This is a genomic window from Paenarthrobacter sp. OM7 (assembly GCF_029873575.1).
Lineage (GTDB): Bacteria > Actinomycetota > Actinomycetes > Actinomycetales > Micrococcaceae > Arthrobacter.
In genome coordinates this window covers 2,442,558-2,462,393 of record NZ_CP123579.1, presented here as the reverse complement: position 1 = coordinate 2,462,393, position 19,836 = coordinate 2,442,558, and the positions used below count along the sequence as shown (strand labels likewise).

The following is a 19,836-nucleotide window of genomic DNA, read 5'->3' as shown; positions in this document are numbered from 1 at the left end:
GGTGACTTCTCCGGCATCGGCACCTGCAGCCAGCAATACCTGGCCTGGGCTCATCTCAGCACTGATCAACGGCGACGACCTTGCAGTGGGCAATACAGAGTGGGCCATGAACACGATCATGTCCGGTGAAGCGACTCCTGCGCAGATTGCCGGGTTCCTTGTTGCCCTCCGTGCCAAGGGAGAGACCGTGGAGGAGCTGGCGGGCCTGGTTCAAGCCATGGTCCAGCACGCCAACCCGATTGAAATCACCGGTGAGAAGCTCGACATCGTGGGGACAGGTGGTGACCGGCTCAATACCGTGAACATCTCCACCATGGCAGCGCTCGTTGCTGCCGGCGCCGGCGCCAAGGTGGTCAAGCACGGCAACAGGGCAGCTTCGTCGACTTCCGGTTCGGCAGACGTGTTGGAGGCCTTGGGTGTTCGGCTGGACCTCTCTATCGAGCAAGTGGCCCGGAATGCTGAAGAGGCAGGAATCACCTTCTGTTTCGCGCAGGTTTTCCATCCTTCATTCCGGCATACGGCTGTGCCCCGCCGCGAATTGGCGGTTCCCACTGCCTTCAATTTCCTGGGCCCCCTGACCAACCCGGCCCACGTACAGGCCTCTGCTGTGGGTGTTGCCAATGTCCGGATGGCTCCGCTGGTGGCTGGCGTGCTGGCCCGCCGCGGCAGCCGTGGACTGGTCTTCCGTGGGGACGACGGACTCGATGAGCTCACGCCTACGGGACCATCCACAGTCTGGGAAATCAGGAACGGCACAGTCACCGAGCAGGTGTTCTCTCCGGCGGAACTTGGTATCGGCCCCTCTACGGTGGCGGATCTGCGTGGGGGTGACGCTGCTGCAAACGCGGGAGTTGTACGCGACATCCTCGAGGGTAAGGCGGGCCCGGTGCGGGACGCCGTCCTCCTCAATGCAGCCGCGGGCCTGGTGTCTTATGCCCCGGACGCTGAGGGAACCCTGACTGAGCGCATGCGCAAGGCATTCGCCCGGGCGGCCGAGTCGGTGGACTCAGGCAAGGCTGCCGGCGTCCTCGCGAAGTGGACGGAACTCAGCCGGAGTGATCTTTAGGGCAGGGAGTCTCTTACTCGAAGCCGAGCGCGAACGCCGCGTCAAGGTCGTGCTGCGAGTAGGCCCTGAAGGCAATGTGGGTGGTGGTATGAACCACAGAATCCACCTTCGATAACTTGTCGGCGATGACGTCGGCCAACTCTTCGTGCTTGGTCACCCTGGCTACGGCTATGAGATCCCATTCACCCGTGACCGAATAGACCTCGCTGATGCCCTGTATGGCAGAGATTTGCTCTGCTGTCTCCGGGATGCGTGAGGCATCTGTCTTGATCAGGACGAAAGCGGTGATCACGTGGGGCCTTTCCGGAAAAGCAGCGTTGCGGACTGTTTCAGCCTAGTGCATCGGCTGGGGACAGGTCCTGTTCAAACCCGGCGTTGCCGCCTCCGGGAGACGCGCAGCCAGAGTGCGGCCAGGGCCCGGTAGCTGAGCAGGAAAATCCCGAGGGAGATGAGTGCGACGATCACGAAAGGCAGGACCACCGTTTGGCCTGTAACAGCCCGGAGCAGCATTCCCACCAGTACTGCGCTGATCCAGACGAGGACGCCTGTTGGCCAGACAGCCAAAGGACTGCGCCAGGCGCGCGCTGCCAGCCACGCAAGGGCTGCTCCGGTCAGGAAGGGCCACGCCGTGGCGAAGGCGCCGGAAACTATGTCTCCGCGGGCGTGCGCGTCCCTGCCAATGGCTGCGAAGACAAGAATCAACAGAACGTCCGCGATGGCTGCGGGGATCCACAGTCGTGAAGGTGAAGGCATGCCCACGACACTATCCGGGGTGTCACCCGTACGCGAAGTCGCGTTTGCTTGAGTGGAGCGTTGTGTGGAGCAACTCACAGGACTAGCGTCTGTCTGGGGAGCAGGGCTTCCCCCGGATCGCTGAGGAGTGCTTCATGCAGAAGATTTCCACCTGTCTATGGTTCGACGGCCAAGCGGCCGAAGCGGCAGAGTTCTACACATCGATTTTTGATGGATCCTCCATGGGACGCATCACGCCCGGGCCCGATGGCCAAGCCCTGACCGTTGAATTCGAGATTGATGGCCGGCAGTTCATGGGCCTCAATGGTGGACCGGCCCACAAGTTCAATGAGGCCGTCTCCTTGATGGTGAACTGCGATTCCCAGGAGGAGGTGGACCGTTACTGGGATGCTCTCCTCGCCGGGGGTGAGGAGGGCATGTGCGGGTGGCTGAAGGACAGGTTTGGTTTGTCATGGCAGATTGTCCCCACGGCCATGTCCGCCCTTTTGGGTGGCTCTGATCCTGACGGGTCGCGGCGTGCCATGGAGGCCATGATGAAGATGCGGAAGCTGGACATCGACACCCTGCAAAAGGCGTACGACGGCGGCTGAGGACTTGCGGAAAGGGCGCCACCTGGCGCAGTCGGCATTGTCGCACTGTAACGAACGCTGCTCTGTACCAACCAAAAATCAACCAGAAGGAGACCGACCAATGACAACCCGTCTGAACCCTTACATCTCGTTCCGTGACAACGCCCGCGATGCCATCACCTTCTATCAATCGGTTTTCGGCGGTGAGCTGAATATCAGCACTTTCGGCGACTACCAGGCGAGTGAGGACCCGGCTGAGGCCGGCAAGGTCATGCATGCCATGCTGGAAGCGCCGGGTGGATTGACGCTCATGGCTGCTGATACTCCCAACGGCATGCCGTACAACCCCGGCGATAACATCTCTGTCTCGCTCAGCGGCGAAGCCACGGACGAAAGTGAACTCCGTGGTTTCTGGGACAAGCTGGTGGAGGGCGGTACCGTCACCGTACCGCTGGAAACGGCACCTTGGGGTGACGCCTTCGGGATGTGCGTCGACAGGTTCGGCATTGGGTGGCTGGTGAACATCGCGGGTGCGCATCAGGGAGGCCGGGCCGCCGAATAGCGCCGCAGCCGATGAAGAATGCCCTGCCCTTTCATCAGGGGTGGGGCATTCGCTGGTTAAGTCACCTCATCCGCATCCGGGCGGGTCAAACCGATGTGCCAAGAGTCTCGGCGTGGGCAAGGCCGGGCTCCTGTAGGGATCCCTTGATCCTTCAGTACTGCTGATTCCAGCGTTCCTCGTCCGTCCTTGCATCCCCCATTCACAATTTGTTAGTATGTCAGGACAAACTTACTAGGGGGTCAAGATGCCGCTTGTTCGAATTGACGTAAATGCCGGCAGGGGTCCGGAGGAGCTGGCCGCCATCAGCCGAAGCATCCATGACGCGATCCTCGCTGAGTATGGCATCCCTGAGCGCGACTACTTCCATATCGTCACGGAGCACCCCGAGGGCCAGATCTACGCCCAGGATGCCGGGTTGGGTTTTGAGCGGACGTCAAACGTCGTCATGATCCAAATATTCACCCAGGAGGGGCGGAGCGGGGAAGCAAAGCAGTCCTTGTTCGCGGCGATTGCCGACCGACTGGGTGGGGTTGGGGTCGCGGGTGAGGACGTGTTCCTTGGGTATGTCGAAAACACTGCAAGCGATTGGTCCTTTGGTTTTGGCCGCGCCCAGTACGTGACGGGCGAACTGGCGGTTCCGAGCAAGTAGCCTCCGCCGTCGGGCCAAGAGGCGTCGCCGCGGGCGGTCCGCGGAGTGTGTCCTTCCGGAGTGTGCAGGGTCCATACGTTTCGTTGTAAATATGTCAGTACAAACCTTTGACAGGACATTGATTCTGGTGCAGAGTAGTCATGTGGCCCCGCTCACTGAGGGGTGGCAAGGCATTGGGGCCCAGCGCTCAAAGGTTCAGAGTTCACAAAAGAAAGGTCAACGATCACCGTGACCCACGAACTGCTTACGATCGGGCGCATCAGCGTTGATATCTACCCGAACGACATTGGGGTGGACCTGGAAGACGTGACGTCCTTCGGCAAATACCTTGGAGGTTCACCCTCCAACGTGGCCGTTGCTGCCGCACGTCATGGTCGACGTACGGGAATCATCACCCGCACCGGTGACGACGCGTTCGGTAATTACCTTCACCGGGAACTGCAAAAGTTCAACGTGGACGATTCTTTCGTCTTGCCGGTCAAGGAGTACCCCACCGCCGTGACCTTCTGCGCGATCAAACCGCCGGAAGACTTCCCTCTGTACTTCTACGGCCGGTTTCCCACCGCCCCCGACCTGCAGATCAAGGCTGAAGACCTCGATCTTGACGCCATCAGGAACGCCGGGATCTTTTGGTCCACTGTCACCGGCCTTTGCCAGGAACCCAGCCGCAAAGCCCATATCACAGCACACGAGGCCCGCCCCCGCACCGGACTCAAGGAGGGCCAGTTCACCATCCTGGATCTGGATTACCGCCCCATGTTCTGGGCCTCGGAAGCCGAAGCCCGCGCCGAGGTTGCGAAGGTTCTCCCGCACGTGACTGTGGCGATCGGCAACGACAAGGAATGCGCTGTTGCCGTGGGGGAGGGAACGCCTGATGAGCAGGCGGACCGCCTGCTGGCTGCCGGCGTCGAAATCGCCGTCGTAAAACTCGGGCCCGAAGGGGTTATGGCCAAGACCCGTACCGAACGCGTGGTGTCGGCTCCGGTCCCCGTGGAAACCGTCAATGGCCTGGGTGCCGGCGATTCCTTTGGTGGCGCCTTCTGCCACGGGCTGCTGTCCGGCTGGCCGCTGTCAGAGGTCTTGGACTACGCCAACGCTTCCGGTGCGATCGTCGCCTCCCGCCTTTCCTGTGCGGATGCGATGCCGACGCCGGACGAGGTCACCTCGCTGCTGGCGGAGCGTGGCCGGTCCATCCCTGGTGCCACCCTTGCAGCCTCCTCCACTTTTGCAGAAGGAGCAGTGCGTTGAACCTCAACGATGATCCACGCCGTTATGAACACCTGAGCCGGATCAGGCTCGAAGACCCTGAGGCTGTTGCCCGCGCTGCGGCCACCCGCCGCAAGCACCCGGGCCTTAAGCACGATACCCAGAACTTCATCGTCGCTGCCGACCACCCGGCCCGCGGCGCACTGTCCGTAGGTTCGCAGCCGATGGCCATGGCTGATCGCAGGGATCTTCTGGACCGTTTGCAGATCGCTTTGGCGAACCCTGCCGTTGATGGCATTCTCGCCTCCCCGGACATCATGGACGATCTGCTTTTGCTGGGAGCCTTGGAAGGCAAGCTCGTTTTCGGATCCATGAACCGCGGTGGGCTGGCAGGCCTGGTGAACGAGTTCGATGACCGTTTCACCGGCCATACCGCTGCCGCGTTGGAGGCGCTCGGTGCCGACGGCGGCAAAATGCTGACACGGATCTGTCTCGGCGACCCGGACACTGTGGCCACCCTTGAATCCACTGCCAAGGCGATCGATTCTCTGGCCGAACGCAAGCTCATCGCCATGGTGGAGCCGTTCCTTTCAGTACGGGATGCGCACGGAAAGGTCCGCAACGACCTTCGCGCTGACGCCGTGATCAAATCTGTCGGTATCGCCGAAGGCCTTGGCTCCACCAGTGCGTATACCTGGATGAAGCTGCCGGTGGTGGCAGAGATGGAACGTGTCATGGCTTCCACCACCATGCCTACCGTGCTGTTGGGTGGCGATCCGGACGGAAGCCAGGAGGAGGTGTTCGCCAGTTGGCAGGCAGCCCTGGCATTGCCCGGCGTTCGGGGCCTCACTGTGGGCAGGACGCTGCTTTACCCGCACGACGGCGATGTGGCCGGTGCCGTTGCGACTGCCGCGTCGTTGCTGAAAACTTCGCCTGTGATCGCCGCCGCGGATGAGCAGACCATGTCAGACCGTATTCCAGTGAAAGTATCGGAGTAGCTAGCAATGGGTACAGCAACCCGTCGGATGACCGTGGCGCAGGCCGTGGTCGAATTTCTTTCCAAGCAATACACCGTGGACTCCATCAACGGTGTGGACTACCGCGAGAGGCTGATTCCGGGCACGTTCGGCATCTTCGGGCACGGCAACGTTGCCGGTGTTGGCCAGGCGTTGAAGCAGTACCAGGCCGCGGACCCGTCCATCATGCCGTACTACCAAGGCCGGAATGAGCAGGCCCAGGTACATCAGGCTGTTGGCTACGCGCGGCACACCCGTCGCCGGCAGACATTCGCGATCAGCACCTCCATTGGCCCGGGTTCCTCGAACTTGCTGACCGGTGCAGCGTTGGCCACCACCAACCGCCTGCCGGTGCTGCTGCTGCCCAGTGACACTTTCGCCACCCGCGCGGCTGACCCGGTGTTGCAGCAGCTGGAACTCCCGTACGCCTACGACATCACGGTCAATGATGCTTTCCGCCCGTTGTCGAAGTTCTTCGACCGCGTTTCGCGTCCGGAGCAGCTGTTCTCCGCGTTCCACCATGGCCTGCGGGTCCTGACGGACCCGGCGGAGACCGGTGCGGTGACCATTTCGCTGCCGCAGGATGTCCAGGCTGAGGCCTTCGACGTCCCGGAAGAGTTCCTGGCCGCGCGTGAATGGCGGATCCGCCGTCCTGAGGCCGAGGATGACGACATCCGCCGCGCCGTGGAGGCCATCCGCGCCGCCAAGCGCCCGCTGATCATTGCCGGCGGGGGCGTCCTCTACGCTTACGCCAACGACGAACTCGCCAGGTTCGCCGAACTGACAGGCATTCCAGTAGGGAACACCCAGGCCGGCGTCGGCGTCCTGCCGTGGGACCACGCGTCCTCCCTCGGTGCCATCGGTTCAACCGGTACGACGGCGGCCAACGCCTTTGCTGCCGAAGCGGACCTGATCATTGGGATCGGGACACGCTACGAGGACTTCACCACTGCGTCCCGCACGGCGTTCCAGAACCCGGACGTGAAGTTCGTGAACATCAACGTCGCCCCGATCGACGCGTACAAACACGGCACCACGCTGCCGATTGTCGCTGACGCACGCAAGGCACTGGTGAAGCTCAACCAGGCCCTGGGCGGTTACCGCGTCGGTGCCGACCTGGAACAGAAGGTCGCTGCCGAAAAGAAGCGCTGGAACGCGATCGTAGACGAGGCTTTCGAGACCCGTTACACGCCGCTGCCTGCCCAGAACGAGATCATCGGAGCCACCAACAAGGCCATGGATGACCAGGACGTGGTCATTTGCGCCGCCGGTTCCCTGCCGGGGGACCTGCACAAGATGTGGCGGGTCCGGGATCCATTCGGCTACCACGTGGAATACGCGTACTCCTGCATGGGCTACGAAATCCCCGGCGGTTTGGGCGTAAAGCGCGCCGCACTGGCCGAAGCGGCAGCAGGCGGGCCTGAGCGCGACGTCGTCGTCATGGTGGGGGACGGTTCCTACCTGATGATGCACACCGAACTGGTCACCGCCGTCGCCGAACGCATCAAACTGATTGTGGTCCTCATCCAGAACCACGGCTACGCCTCCATCGGTTCCCTCTCCGAGTCGCTCGGATCCCAGCGCTTCGGCACGCAGTACCGCGTCCTGGACAAGGAACAGCACAGCTTCGACGCCGGCGAGAACCTTCCCATCGACCTCGCCACCAACGCCGAATCGCTGGGCGCAAGGGTCATCCGGATCGAACCGGGGGAGAACGTGATCGAAGCCCTCGGCGCTGCCATCAAAGAAGCCAAGGCCGCCCCGGAAACCGGGCCGATCGTGATCCACGTCGAGTCCGATCCTTTGCTGGACGCCCCGAGCTCCGAGTCCTGGTGGGACGTTCCGGTCTCGCAGGTCTCTGATCTCGAATCCACCCAGCAGGCCTACAAGACGTACACCGACCACAAGAACCGCCAACGCAAACTGCTCGGCTAGTCACAGCCCCGCCTAAAAGCCACAGACTACAAGGAAGTCCGCACATGTCGACGACGACCACACTGACCACCATTCACCACTTCATCAACGGCGCTGAAACCACAGGCGAAGGGGACCGCACCCAGCCGGTCTACAACCCGGCTACCGGCCAGGTTTCGGCTGAACTGCGCCTGGCCAACGAGGCTGACCTGAACACCACCGTTGCCGCGGCCCGCAAGGCCGCGGATTCGTGGGGCGACATTTCCCTGGCCAAGCGCACCGCGGTGTTGTTCAAGTTCCGCGAGCTCGTCGCCGCCCACGTGGACGAACTTGCCGAGCTGATCACCGCCGAGCACGGCAAGGTCCTCTCCGATGCGAAGGGCGAGATCGGCCGCGGCCTGGAAGTCATCGAGTTCGCCTGTGGCATCCCGCAGCTGCTCAAGGGCGACTACTCGGACCAGGTCTCCACCGGCATCGATGTCTTCTCCTTCCGCGAACCCTTGGGCGTGGTTGCAGGTATTACGCCTTTCAACTTCCCCGTCATGGTGCCGTTGTGGATGGCCCCGATGGCCATCGCCACCGGAAATGCCTTCATCCTTAAGCCCTCCGAGCGTGACCCGTCAGCGTCCATGCTGCTGGCCAAACTCTGGAAGCAGGCCGGCCTGCCCGATGGCGTGTTCCAGGTCCTGCACGGCGGCAAGGAAACCGTGGACGGCCTCCTGACCCACCCGGACGTGGACGGCATCTCCTTCGTCGGCTCCACTCCGATCGCCCAGTACGTCCACGAGACCGCCACCAAGCACGGCAAGCGCGTCCAGGCGCTCGGCGGGGCGAAGAACCACGCCATTGTCATGCCCGACGCCGACCTGGACAACGCAGCAGACCACCTCGCTGCTGCCGCTTTCGGTTCCGCGGGGGAGCGCTGCATGGCCATCTCCGTCGCCGTTGCCGTGGGCGATGCCGCGGACCTGATCGTGAAGAAGGTCGAAGAACGCGCCCTGGCCGTGAAGGTCAAGAACGGCACCGAACCCGACGCCGAAATGGGCCCGGTGATTACCCCGGCGTCCAAGGAACGCATCGTCAAGATCGTCACGGAAGCCGAAACCGCCGGCGCTGCCATGGTGGTGGACGGCCGCGATCTGGTGGTCCCCGGCCACGAAGACGGTTTCTGGGTGGGTCCCACCGTGATCGACCACGTCAAGACCGAAATGACCGCCTACACCGAGGAAATCTTCGGCCCCGTCCTCGTCGTAGTCCGCGTCGCAGACCTCGAAGAGGGCATCGCGTTGATCAATTCCAACCCCTACGGCAACGGGACCGCGATCTTCACCTCTTCGGGTGCACATGCCCGCAAGTTCCAGCGCTCCGTGACCGTAGGCATGGTCGGCATCAACGTGCCCCTTCCCGTCCCGGTGGCCTACCACTCCTTCGGCGGCTGGAAGAACTCCCTCTTCGGCGACAAGCACATCTACGGCCCCGAGGGCGTCTCCTTCTACACCCGCGGCAAAGTCATCACCTCACGCTGGCCCGAACCCACCCACGCCTCCGGCGCCTCGTACAACTTCCCCTCCAACTAAACCCACCCCCACCGCCGCGAAGGAAGACAACGCCGTCATGACTGATGTCGAGAACAAGCTGATCATCGGTACCGCCCCCGACTCCTGGGGCGTATGGTTCGCAGATGACCCCCAGCAAACGCCATGGGAGCGATTCCTGGATGAAGTAGCGGAGTCCGGCTACAAGTGGATTGAATTGGGTCCGTATGGCTATTTGCCCGACGACCCCACCCGGCTGGCTGAGGAACTGAAGCAGCGCGACCTCAAAGTCACGGCGGGCACGGTCTTCACGGCGTTCCACCGCGGTGCGGCGCAGTACGACCAGGCGTGGGAACCGGCCCGCAAGGTGGCCGAACTCACGGCCGCCCTGGGCGGTGAACACATCGTGGTCATCCCCGCGATGTGGCGCGACGACGTCACCGGCGAAGCTGTGGAGAACGGCGAACTGACAGATGAGCAATGGGCTGACCTGTTCGCAGGCCACAACCGTATGGGCAAGGTCCTCCTGGAGGACTTCGGGCTGCATCAACAGTTCCACTCCCACGCCGACTCCCACGTTGGAGCCCAGCAGGACATCGAGACCCTTCTTGCTGCCACGGATCCGCGGTACCTGAACCTCTGCCTGGACACTGGGCACGCGGAGTACTGCGGCGCGTCCAGCCTGGAACTCATCAAGAACTATCCTGACCGCATTGGATACCTGCATCTGAAGCAGATCAATCCTGAGGTCCTCGCCGAGGTCAACGAAAAGAACATGACCTGGGCAGCCGCCAACCTGGCCGGTGTGATGACCGAGCCGCCGAACGGCCTCCCCGATTTGCGCGCCGTCATCGAAGCGGTCGAGGCACTCAACCGGCCGATCTTCGGCATCGTGGAACAGGACATGTACCCGGTAGCCTTCGACGTACCCATGCCGATCGCCAAGCGAACCCGCAATTACCTGCTGTCCTGCGGATCCCGTACCAGGGTCCAGTAACACTGCCAGCAACAGCCAGCCAGAAGAACTTCACGAAGGACAAATACAGTGACCAAGACTCTCCGCGTTGCCGTCATCGGTGCGGGCCGCATGGGTGCGGACCACATCAAGCGCCTCAGCACCCGCATCCACGGCGCTGAAGTTGCCGCCGTCGTCGATGTCGACCTTGCCCGGGCGCAGGCCGCCGTCGAGGGCATCAATGGCGCCGTCGCGCTGTCCAGCGCCGATGAGGCCCTGAACAACGGCGACGTGAACGCCGTCCTGATCGCGACCCCCGGCTTCCTTCACGAGGAAATCCTGTACAAGGCTTTGGAGAAAGACTTCCCGATTCTCTGCGAGAAGCCCCTGACGCCGGACGCCGAAAGTGCGTGGAAGATTGTCCAGGCTGAACAGGCGTTGGGCCACAAACGTATCCAAGTGGGTTTCATGCGCCGCTTCGATGCCGAGTACTCGGCGTTGGGTGCGATCATTCGCAACAACGAATTGGGGGAGTTGTTGATGCTGCACCACCAGCACCGCAACCCGAGCACGCCTGCGGGCTTCACCAACGAGATGCTGATCAACGACTCCGTGGTCCACGAGTTCGACGCGATCCGCTACTTCACCGGTGAGGAAATCACCTCCGTGCAGGTCCGTCTGGGTAAGGCGACACGCAATGCACCGAACGGCCAGCATGACCCCCAGCACGTACTGCTGGAGACCGAGTCAGGTGTGTTGGCCGACGTCGAAATCTATGTCAACGCAAAGTTCGGCTACCAGGTGGCCACGCAGGCGTCCTTCGAAGACGGGATCGTCAGCATCGGTGGCGACAACGGCCCCTACGTTCAAAGCGCCGGCAAGTGGGGCGGCAACGTAACGCCCGGCTTCGAGGACCGTTTCGGAGCAGCGTACGACGTCGAGGTGCAGGCTTGGGTGGACGCCGCCCTTCGCGGCGACATCGGCGGTCCAACCGCCTGGGACGGTTATGCCACCGCTGCTTGCTGCGAAGCAGGCGTCGAGGCCCAGAAGTCCGGCGAAAAGGTCAAAGTCCGGCTGAACACCAAACCGGATCTTTACAAGTAGGGGATGGGCCATGAAAATCGCACTTGATCCCACGCCGTTCCACCACAGCCACAGCTTGTTGGAGTTTCCCCGGATAGCTGCAGACCTTGGCTACAAGTACCTGCAGATGACACCGCACGCGGACCTCATCCCATTCTTCAACCACCCCAAGGCAGACGACGAACTGGTGGCCAAGCTGAAAGCAGCGTGTAAGGACGCCGGCGTTGAAATCGCGTCTGTCCTGCCCGTTCTTCGCTGGTCGGGGCCGGACGAGGATGCCCGGGAGGCAGCCGTTCGCTACTGGAAGCGTGCCATCCAGATCGCGGTTGACTTGGGCGTCCAGACCATGAACACCGAGTTCAGCGGCCGTCCTGAGAGGGCCGAGGAATCCGAGCGCGCGTTCTACCGCTCCATGGAAGAGCTGTTGCCGATCATTGAACGCGAGGACATGGACGTGCTCATCGATCCGCACCCTGATGACTTTGTGGAAGACGGGCTGGCAGCCCTGCGCGTCATTCGGGGCGTCAACTCGCCGAACATCGGGATGGTTTACGTTGCCTCGCACACGTTCCACATGGGAAACAAGCCGTTGGAGATCATGCGGGCGGCGGGGGACAAGCTTCGCTTGGTGCACGTCTCCGACACCATGAACCACCACGCCTCCCACGGCCTCCGCTACATCACCAACCCGCCCGGCAATGCCGTCCGCGTCCACCAGCACCTCAAGATCGGCGATGGTGACGTGAACTGGGACGAGTTCTTTGGCGGTCTGAAGGAGATCGGGTTCCTGGACAAGGAGAACACCGTGATGGTCTCCTCGGTCTTCGCCGAGGATGAGAACGGGGAAGATGTTTCCCGCTACCAGCTCAAGACAATGGTGGACTATGTTGCCCGGACAAACTGAGGAGCGGTAGCGAGGAAAGGAAACCATGACCAAGTCTTCTTCCATCGAGACCGACACTGGTCGGACAGCTGCCCCTCCCGCCACTTCCGGGAAGACCGGCAAGCCGTCTGATCCAAAGAAATTCCTCCGCAAGGTAGCGCTGTTCTCCACGTTCGGTGGACTGCTGTTCGGCTATGACACCGGCGTGATCAATGGTGCTTTGCCGTTCATGCAGAAAGACCTCGGCCTGACTCCGCTGACCGAGGGCCTTGTCACCTCAACGCTGCTGTTCGGAGCGGCATTTGGCGCGATCAGCGCGGGCCGGTTGTCTGACCGGTTTGGAAGGCGCAGGACGATCATGGGCCTGGCCCTGGTCTTCGCCTTTGCCACCGTGGGTTGCTCGCTGGCGCCAAGCACGGAGCTCCTGGTCCTTGCCCGTACAGTCCTGGGTCTCGCCGTCGGCGGTGCATCGGTCATCGTTCCCGTGTATCTGGCCGAAATGTCGCCGGCTGCCCAGCGCGGCAGGATCGTCACGCAGAACGAGCTCATGATCGTCACCGGCCAGTTCCTGGCCTTTACCTCCAACGCGGTGCTGGGAAACCTGTTCCCTGAAGAGATGCACGTGTGGCGCTGGATGCTGGTGATTGCCACGCTTCCCGCCGTGATTCTATGGTTCGGCATGCTCGTCCTGCCGGAGAGCCCACGCTGGCTGGCGTCAGCCGGTCGATTCGGCGAAGTCCTGGAAGTTCTGCGCTCGACAAGGAGTGCAGGGGATGTCGGGGCTGAGTTCGACGAAGTGCGCCAGGCGGCCAGGGAGGACTATCAGTCCAAGCTCGGCACGTTCAAGGATCTCGCTGTCCCCTGGATACGCAGGATCTTCGTGGTCGGTCTTGGCATGGCCATCATCAACCAGATCAGCGGCGTCAATGCCATCATGTATTACGGGACCACCATCTTGTCCTCATCCGGTTTTGGGGACCAAGGGGCCCTGATTGCCAACGTCCTCAACGGCATGACGTCCGTAGCAGCCGTCATCGTAGGCATGTATTTGATGACGCGGGTGCGCCGGAAGCCCATGCTCATTGTGGGGTTGATGGGGACGGCGTCATCACTGACTGCCATTGCGCTTATCTCCCTTGCCTTGCCGGAAAGTACGTTGCGTGGCTACTTGGTGTTGCTGTTCATGGTGACATTCCTTGCTTCCATGCAGGGATGTATTGGAACCGTGACGTGGCTGACCATGTCCGAGATCTTCCCGATGCACGTCCGTGGCATCGGTATGGGTATCTGCGTCTTTGTCTTGTGGATGATCAACTTCCTGATCGGCTTCTTTTTCCCTCAGTTGGTCTCGTTGATGGGAGTCTCCGCGACATTCTTTATCTTCGTGGCGCTGCAGTTGTGCGCCATTGTGTGGGTCAAGCGCACTGTTCCGGAGACCAAAGGCAAGGCCCTTGAGGAACTGGAGCACCTTTTCAAAGAGAAAGCCGGCGTAAGCGGCTGACTGGCAGCATTGCTGTCCTCCGAGGCTGTGCTTGTTGCCAGCCAGGCGGAAAACGCCCGACGCCGGCAGGCATCGGGCGTTTTCTGCGCTTGGAGCAGGGCCTCTTCAGAGTGCAACCACAACATTCTCCAGCGCGCTACGGGCGGGCCGCGTCAAGGACTTCGAGGGTATGGATCCCTTCTGACGCCGGAACTGGTTGGGGTGCCTTCGCCACGGATTGCCCCTGCGAATTCTGTGTAGAAGCCGGCGTAGTTTTCCTGCGCAGACGGGACGAGCCCATGCTGGCCCTGCGCGCGCCATAGCTCACCCGGCTCGCCTGATGCCAACACCGTGGCGAGCGTCAGGATGTCCGCATCCCAGCGGCGGTTATGGAAGTTGCCGCTTCCCCCTGTTCCGCAGCCGACAATGCCAATGCGCATATCTTTCCTCCTGTCGGTGTCCCAGGGGAAAAGATGAGGGGGACGGCGCGTTGGCGCTGTCCCCCTCAGGGTCGGGATGTCATGCCCGACAGTTCAAAGCCGTCTAGCCTTGGGCAGGCTTCAAGGAAGCTGAAAGAGCCGAATCTGCGTCCAGCAGAACTTGGGCTGCCACCTGCAATCCTTCGATCCGGCCGAGGGAGACGTCTTCATGCTCGATGTTGACCAGCATCTCAGGGTCCACCTCATGCAGTGCGCGGAGGAACTCTGTCCAGAACCCCGTATCGTGTCCCCGGCCCAGGGCCACGAAGTCCCACGCGGAATTTTTCGGCCATTCGTTGGCCCATTCGTCCCCGCCGAGGTTGGTGCGGTTCTCCTCTGGGGAAAGCCGACGGAAGCTGTTGTCCAGTACGCCGTAGAGTGCAGCATTCTCCGTGTTGACGCGGACATCCTTGGCGGCTGCCTGGAACACCAGCGGCCCCAGTTCGCGGACTACAGCGACCGGGTCCATCTGCTGCCAAAACAGGTGGGAAGCGTCCAGCTCGACCCCGACGTGCGTGGCGCCCGTGAGCTCAATCAGTTTGTGGACGTCCGCGGTGTTGAAGACGATGTTCTGCGGGTGCAGTTCCAAGGCCACTTTTACCCCATGGTCCGCAGCAAGGCAATCGGTTTCCTTCCAGAATTCCGCGGCGACGCCCCACTGATAGTCGAGTACATCCAGTGCTGCGGAATTCCAAGCGTTGACCACCCAGTTGACCGTTGTGGCTCCGGGCTCACCGCCGGGCAGACCGGACATCGTCACCACGCGGTTCTGTCCGAGGCGTTCGGCCAAACGGATCGAGCGGCGGATGTCTTCGGCATGCTTCTCACCGATTTCGCGCTTGGGGTGCAGCGGGTTGCCGTTGCAGTTCAACCCTGCGATGGAAACCCCGGTTCCCTCGAAAATTCCGAGGTAATCGTCACGGGCGGCATCACTCTGAAGGATCTCGTCAAAAGTTGGGACGTGCACGGCAGGCAGGAAACCGCCGGTGTTGATCTCAATTCCCGTAAGTCCCAGATCCGCAATGACCTTCAAAGCCTCCGGCAGGGGACGGTCATGGAGAATCGCGTTGTAGACGCCGAGCTTCATAGCTGGATCTTCTTTCCGTTGTTCAGGGCGGATTCGGTAACGGCGCCGAGAAGTTCCATGTTGCGTACGCCGTCTTCGAACGTGGCGCAGCGGGGCAGTGATGCTTCATCGCTGAGCCCTGCCACTTCTTCAAGGAACGCGCGGGCCTGGTAACCGAACGCATCGTTCTGGCCGAAGCCGACCTCCGGAGCGTCCATGGCCAGCCCGCCAGTGATGTAGGGGTGGCCTGGGCCGAGGATGACTTGGCGGTAGCCATTCTCGTTGCCGGACCCGTCGGTGAGGAACAGCTGGATTTCGCTGGGGCGGCGCTGGTCGAACTTTGCTGCGCCGTTTTCGCAGAAGACCTCAAACTGGAGGCTGTTGGCGTGTCCTGCGGCGACGCGGGAGACCTCGAAGCTGCCGGCGCCGTTGGCGAACTCTGCGTTGAAGGCTGCATAGTCGTCGTTCTCGACGGCCTCGAAGGTGTCGCTGACGGCAACGTGGTCATGACCCATGACGGCGCTCAGCGGCAGGGGCCGCTTGTCGATCGCGGTGGTCAGGCGGCCGCCGCTGATGGATTTGATGTCGCCGCAGAGGAATTCGGAAACATAGGTCAGGTGGCTTCCGACGTCGGCCAGCGCGCCGGAACCGGGGCCGCCCTTATAGCGCCAGCTCATGGGGGCGGAGGGGCTGAAGCCGTAGTCGGTCCAGTACCGGCCGCTGAAGTGCAGGACGTTGCCAAGAACACCGTTCTGAATGAGGTTACGGATATAGGCAATGCCCGGGGTGCGGCGGAAGGTGAAGCCGATTCGGGCCAGGTTTCCGCGGCCCTCGGCAGCCCGCGCAGCTTCGGCCATGGCGCGAGCGTCCTCCAACGAATCGCTGAGGGGCTTCTCACACAGCACGTGCTTGCCGGCGGCCAGGAGGCCTTCAACTACCTCGCGATGGAGCGAGTTGGCAATGACCACGCTGACGACGTCAATATCGTCTGCTTCGGCGATGGCCTGCCACGAGGTGTCATGGCGTTCGTAGCCAAAGCGGCGGGCAGCAAGTGAGCCAAATTCGGCGTTGACGTCACCTATGGAAACCAATCGGATCTGCGGCAACACCGGGCTGTAGAGGGTAGACGCTGTCCGGTAGGCCGCCGCGTGGGCCTTACCGGCCATACCTGCGCCGATAACCGCGACACCAAGGCTGTCAGCCATGATTTCTCCTTTGAAATTCAGCCGTGGCGGGAGGCTCAACGGCATTTTGTAGCGCTACAATTTTGTATGCTGACTTTGAGCGTAACTATGTCTATATGTCCTGTCAATCATTGCCTGTGCCGTAACCAGGCCCGTGGGGGATATGCCTCATGACTCCACGCATACCCCAGGCTCGACGACCAACCATTTACGATGTCGCAAAGTCGGCCGGCGTCTCGCCGTCGCTCGTTTCGCTGGTCCTGCAGAACCCTGATCGGGTCAGTGACAAGCGCCGCGAGGCGGTCCGGAATGCCATTGCGGAGCTGGGATACCGCCCCAGTCGGGCGGCGACCACGCTCGCGAGCAACCGGACTAAAAGTATCGGGCTCGTCATCGACGACTACCGCAACCTATGGTTTGTTGACCTGCTGCGCGGGATGGAATCCGTCCTGACGGAACCGGGCTTCCAGGTCATGCTCGCTGACTCGCGTCCGGGTGAAAACCGCATCAAGGAGGCCGCGGATGGCTTGCTGGCGATGCACGTTGATGGGTTGGTCATTGCGGCGGAACCTGGGGGCACTGCGCTGGGCGGCGCCGAGGTTCCCACCGTCGTGGCTGGGTGGCGTCATGGCGTGCCGGAGGAGGTAAGCCTGATAACCAACGATGACGATGGTGGCGGCGCCATGGCCGCGGACCACCTGATGCGCCTTGGGCATCGCAGCATCGGACACCTTTCGGGAACTGGTGGCGCCGCTGCCCACAGAAGGGATGGTTTTCAGTGGCGTACCCGCCAGGCCGGCATGGATCCGGTGATTGTGGGGGAGGAGGGAGGTACCTCGGAAGAGGACGGCTACGCCTCCGCTTGCTGGCTTTTGGACCATCATCCCGGCATTACAGCGATTTTCGCTGCCAATGACACCATGGCGCTGGGCGCACTCGGCGCCATAAAGTCCCGCGGCCTGACGGTGCCGGAGGATATCTCGTTGGTCGGTTATGACAATTCGTCCTTGGCGAAGTCGCGCTTTTTGGAGCTGACGTCCGTGGATAACCGCAGCGACATGGTGGGCATGGCGGTGGCGCGGGCGCTGCTGGATCGAATCCAAGGCAACCCGGCGGGTTCCCACAGGAAGTTGATCGAGCCAGCTTTGGTTATCCGGGGAACAACCGCTGTACCCGCGGCGGGCAGGCAATAAAACCAACGGCGGCTACGTCCAAACATACTAATGTCAGGACAAACTATTGACATTCGTGAGCCAAGTCACCATGATCAAACGTAGACGGTGCTCCGGAGGCTGCAAGGTGGCGGCCCGGGCCTGGGATCAAAGGAGATTATGGTGACTGGTTTTTCGTGGCGCAAAGCAGCACTGGTTGCGGCAGTTGTGCCGATGGTGGCTCTGAGTGCTTGTTCGAGTACCGGCGGGAGGGCTCCCGAGGCTGGCTCCGCCGGTGGGGGAGGCCAGGTGGCCACCACGGAGCGGATGAAGATTGCGTTGATTGCCCACGCACCCGCGGGTGACACCTTCTGGGACACCGTACGGAAAGGTGCTGAGGAAGCCGCGGCGAAGGACAATGTGGAGCTCCTGTACACCTCCGATCCGGAGGCCGGCCGGCAGGCGCAGCTCATTGAGCAGGCTGTGGATCAGAAGGTTGACGGCATAGCCGTAACGCTTGCCACCCCGGATGCATTAAAAGATGCCTTGAAGAAGGCAGCGGACGCCGGCATTCCGATCGTCAGCTTCAATGCGGGGGAGGCGGCCTCCGCGCAGCTTGGAGCGTTTACGCACTTTGGTTCAAATGAAAAGCTCGCCGGTGAGGCAGTGGGTTCGCGCCTGGCAGAGGGCGGATACAAGCACCCGGTATGCGTCATCCAGGCGCAAGGGCACGTAGGACTGGAAGCCCGGTGCGCAGGTGTTAAGGCAAAAGTCCCTGGGACGGAGATCCTCTACGTCAATGGAGCTGACATGACATCGGTGGAGTCAACGGCCACTGCAAAACTGCAGGCCTCCAAGGATGCCGACGTCATCATCGGCCTCGGTGCGCCCATCACCCTGACACTGTTGAAATCAGTCAGCACGGCCGGGAGTTCGGCGAAGGTCGCGAGCTTCGATCTCAATAAGGAACTCGCCCAAAAGGTTGCCGATGGCAGCGTCCTGTTCACTGTGGACCAGCAGCCGTGGCTCCAGGGTTACGGGGCCGTGGATGCGCTGTGGCAGAACAAGCGTGGCGGTTTCAAAGTCGGCGGCGGGCAGTCAGTGCTCACGGGACCTGCCATCGTTGATCAGTCCAACGCTGCCGACGTCCTGAAGTTCGCTGAACAGGGTATCCGCTAACAGCCAGCTGGCCGGGCCGGCCCAGCGGCCGGCCCGGCAACAAGGAGAATTATCATGACCATCACTCAAAAGCTCACTCCTCCCGCCCTTGATGAGCGGGTCGCCCGCCGCAGCCCATTGCAGAAGATGCTCGGCCGGCCCGAGGTGGGTGCCCTCGTCGGTGCCATCGTACTTTTTATCTTCTTTGCTTTGGTCTCCCCGACGTTCACCCAACCCAACGCCCTCGCCACCGTGCTGTACGGAAGCTCAACCATCGGAATCATGGCCGTTGGAGTGTCGCTTCTGATGATCGGTGGAGAGTTCGACCTTTCCACAGGCGTCGCTGTGATCTCGTCGGCCCTGACTGCCTCGATGTTCAGCTGGTACTTCAGCACCAATGTCTGGGTCGGTGTGATCCTGGCCTTGCTGGTGTCACTGGCCATAGGTTTCATCAACGGGTGGATCCTTATGAAGACCAAGCTCCCCAGCTTCATCGTCACCCTCGCAACGTTCCTGATGCTGACCGGCCTTAATTTGGGTTTGACCCGGTTGATTGGTGGCTCCGTCTCCTCACCGTCCATCTCGAACATGGACGGATTTGACTCCGCACGTGGTGTCTTTGCCTCGTCGGTGAACATCGCGGGCATCGACGTAAAGATCACCGTGTTCATCTGGATCGCCCTCGTAGCCGTCGCCACCTGGGTCCTCATGCGGACCCGGGTGGGGAACTGGATCTTCGCAGTTGGAGGCGACGCGAATGCCGCCCGGGCTGTTGGTGTTCCGGTCAAGGCCACCAAGATTGGGCTGTTCATGGGCGTTGGCTTCTGCGGGTGGATCCTGGGCATGCACAACCTCTTCGCTTTCGACACGGTGCAGTCCGGCGAAGGCGTGGGCAATGAGTTTCTCTACATCATCGCCGCAGTCATCGGTGGGTGCCTTCTGACGGGTGGCTACGGTTCAGCGGTCGGCGGTGCCATCGGCGCGTTTATCTTCGGCATGGCCAACAAGGGAATTGTGTACGCACAGTGGAACCCGGACTGGTTCAAGTTCTTCCTGGGCCTGATGCTGTTGCTCGCCACCATCGTCAACCTCATCGTCAAGCGCCGCGCGGAACTCAAGTAAGGGGC

General features: G+C 61.8%; 20 protein-coding genes. 15 read left to right on the top strand and 5 right to left on the bottom strand.

The genetic code is table 11. The annotated features are described in order from the left end of the window. Window position 1: 1 nt before the first annotated feature. A complete protein-coding gene (gene trpD / locus QEH68_RS11335; RefSeq protein ID WP_207593621.1) occupies window positions 2-1,066 on the top strand; it encodes an anthranilate phosphoribosyltransferase in 1,065 nt (354 codons plus the stop codon). 13 nt (window positions 1,067-1,079) lie between these two features. On the opposite strand, the gene QEH68_RS11330 is transcribed toward trpD, so the two are convergent. Then, complete coding sequence (locus QEH68_RS11330; RefSeq protein ID WP_207593620.1) at window positions 1,080-1,358, bottom strand: Lrp/AsnC ligand binding domain-containing protein; 279 nt, start codon at window positions 1,356-1,358, stop codon at window positions 1,080-1,082. A gap of 71 nt (window positions 1,359-1,429) precedes the next feature. After that, the gene (locus QEH68_RS11325; RefSeq protein ID WP_280622905.1) at window positions 1,430-1,819 is read right to left on the bottom strand and encodes a DUF3054 domain-containing protein; all 390 of its coding nucleotides are present in this window, start codon (window positions 1,817-1,819) and stop codon (window positions 1,430-1,432) included. Window positions 1,820-1,953: 134 nt separating this feature from the next. Here QEH68_RS11325 and QEH68_RS11320 point away from each other — a divergent pair, with 134 nt between their 5' ends. From QEH68_RS11320 to QEH68_RS11270, 11 genes are all read left to right on the top strand, one after another. Continuing rightward, the gene (locus tag QEH68_RS11320; protein ID WP_280622904.1) at window positions 1,954-2,409 is read left to right on the top strand and encodes a VOC family protein; all 456 of its coding nucleotides are present in this window, start codon (window positions 1,954-1,956) and stop codon (window positions 2,407-2,409) included. Between the two features lie 100 nt (window positions 2,410-2,509). After that, window positions 2,510-2,950 (top strand): VOC family protein, encoded by a 441-nt coding sequence (locus tag QEH68_RS11315; RefSeq protein ID WP_280622903.1) that lies wholly within the window; start codon window positions 2,510-2,512, stop codon window positions 2,948-2,950. 244 nt (window positions 2,951-3,194) lie between these two features. Beyond that, a complete protein-coding gene (locus QEH68_RS11310; protein ID WP_280622902.1) occupies window positions 3,195-3,599 on the top strand; it encodes a tautomerase family protein in 405 nt (134 codons plus the stop codon). Window positions 3,600-3,827: 228 nt separating this feature from the next. Further along, window positions 3,828-4,847 (top strand): 5-dehydro-2-deoxygluconokinase, encoded by a 1,020-nt coding sequence (gene iolC / locus QEH68_RS11305; RefSeq protein ID WP_280622901.1) that lies wholly within the window; start codon window positions 3,828-3,830, stop codon window positions 4,845-4,847. Then, window positions 4,844-5,803, top strand: a complete 960-nt coding sequence (locus QEH68_RS11300; RefSeq protein ID WP_280622900.1) for a deoxyribose-phosphate aldolase — start codon at window positions 4,844-4,846, stop codon at window positions 5,801-5,803. Before iolC ends, QEH68_RS11300 begins: the two co-directional genes overlap by 4 nt. A gap of 6 nt (window positions 5,804-5,809) precedes the next feature. Next, complete coding sequence (gene iolD, locus QEH68_RS11295) at window positions 5,810-7,756, top strand: 3D-(3,5/4)-trihydroxycyclohexane-1,2-dione acylhydrolase (decyclizing) (RefSeq protein WP_207593613.1); 1,947 nt, start codon at window positions 5,810-5,812, stop codon at window positions 7,754-7,756. A gap of 44 nt (window positions 7,757-7,800) precedes the next feature. Then, window positions 7,801-9,312, top strand: coding sequence for a CoA-acylating methylmalonate-semialdehyde dehydrogenase (locus QEH68_RS11290; RefSeq protein ID WP_207593612.1), 1,512 nt, complete (start codon window positions 7,801-7,803; stop codon window positions 9,310-9,312). Window positions 9,313-9,349: 37 nt separating this feature from the next. Next, entirely contained in the window at window positions 9,350-10,267 is a 918-nt protein-coding gene (locus tag QEH68_RS11285) for a sugar phosphate isomerase/epimerase (RefSeq protein WP_280622899.1), read from the top strand. A gap of 48 nt (window positions 10,268-10,315) precedes the next feature. After that, window positions 10,316-11,329: a Gfo/Idh/MocA family oxidoreductase gene (locus QEH68_RS11280; RefSeq protein WP_280622898.1), complete on the top strand. Its 1,014-nt coding sequence runs from the start codon at window positions 10,316-10,318 to the stop codon at window positions 11,327-11,329. 10 nt (window positions 11,330-11,339) lie between these two features. Further along, complete coding sequence (locus QEH68_RS11275) at window positions 11,340-12,212, top strand: sugar phosphate isomerase/epimerase family protein (RefSeq protein WP_280622897.1); 873 nt, start codon at window positions 11,340-11,342, stop codon at window positions 12,210-12,212. Window positions 12,213-12,237: 25 nt separating this feature from the next. Further along, window positions 12,238-13,692, top strand: coding sequence for a sugar porter family MFS transporter (locus QEH68_RS11270; RefSeq protein WP_280622896.1), 1,455 nt, complete (start codon window positions 12,238-12,240; stop codon window positions 13,690-13,692). 152 nt (window positions 13,693-13,844) lie between these two features. Here the strand turns inward: QEH68_RS11270 and QEH68_RS11265 are convergent, their stop codons facing one another. From QEH68_RS11265 to QEH68_RS11255, 3 genes are all read right to left on the bottom strand, one after another. After that, window positions 13,845-14,111, bottom strand: coding sequence for a hypothetical protein (locus QEH68_RS11265; protein WP_280622895.1), 267 nt, complete (start codon window positions 14,109-14,111; stop codon window positions 13,845-13,847). A 103-nt stretch (window positions 14,112-14,214) separates the two neighbouring features. Beyond that, window positions 14,215-15,237, bottom strand: coding sequence for a sugar phosphate isomerase/epimerase (locus QEH68_RS11260; protein WP_280622894.1), 1,023 nt, complete (start codon window positions 15,235-15,237; stop codon window positions 14,215-14,217). Then, window positions 15,234-16,421: a Gfo/Idh/MocA family oxidoreductase gene (locus QEH68_RS11255; protein WP_280622893.1), complete on the bottom strand. Its 1,188-nt coding sequence runs from the start codon at window positions 16,419-16,421 to the stop codon at window positions 15,234-15,236. The genes QEH68_RS11260 and QEH68_RS11255 overlap by 4 nt, the downstream gene beginning before the upstream one ends. A gap of 149 nt (window positions 16,422-16,570) precedes the next feature. Here QEH68_RS11255 and QEH68_RS11250 point away from each other — a divergent pair, with 149 nt between their 5' ends. The 3 genes from QEH68_RS11250 to QEH68_RS11240 all read left to right on the top strand — a co-directional run bounded on the left by QEH68_RS11250 (window position 16,571) and on the right by QEH68_RS11240 (window position 19,831). Next, the gene (locus QEH68_RS11250) at window positions 16,571-17,593 is read left to right on the top strand and encodes a LacI family DNA-binding transcriptional regulator (RefSeq protein WP_207593606.1); all 1,023 of its coding nucleotides are present in this window, start codon (window positions 16,571-16,573) and stop codon (window positions 17,591-17,593) included. A gap of 141 nt (window positions 17,594-17,734) precedes the next feature. Then, entirely contained in the window at window positions 17,735-18,730 is a 996-nt protein-coding gene (locus tag QEH68_RS11245) for a substrate-binding domain-containing protein (RefSeq protein ID WP_207597561.1), read from the top strand. A gap of 54 nt (window positions 18,731-18,784) precedes the next feature. Next, window positions 18,785-19,831, top strand: coding sequence for an ABC transporter permease (locus QEH68_RS11240; RefSeq protein WP_207593605.1), 1,047 nt, complete (start codon window positions 18,785-18,787; stop codon window positions 19,829-19,831). The last annotated feature ends 5 nt before the right edge of the window (window positions 19,832-19,836 follow it).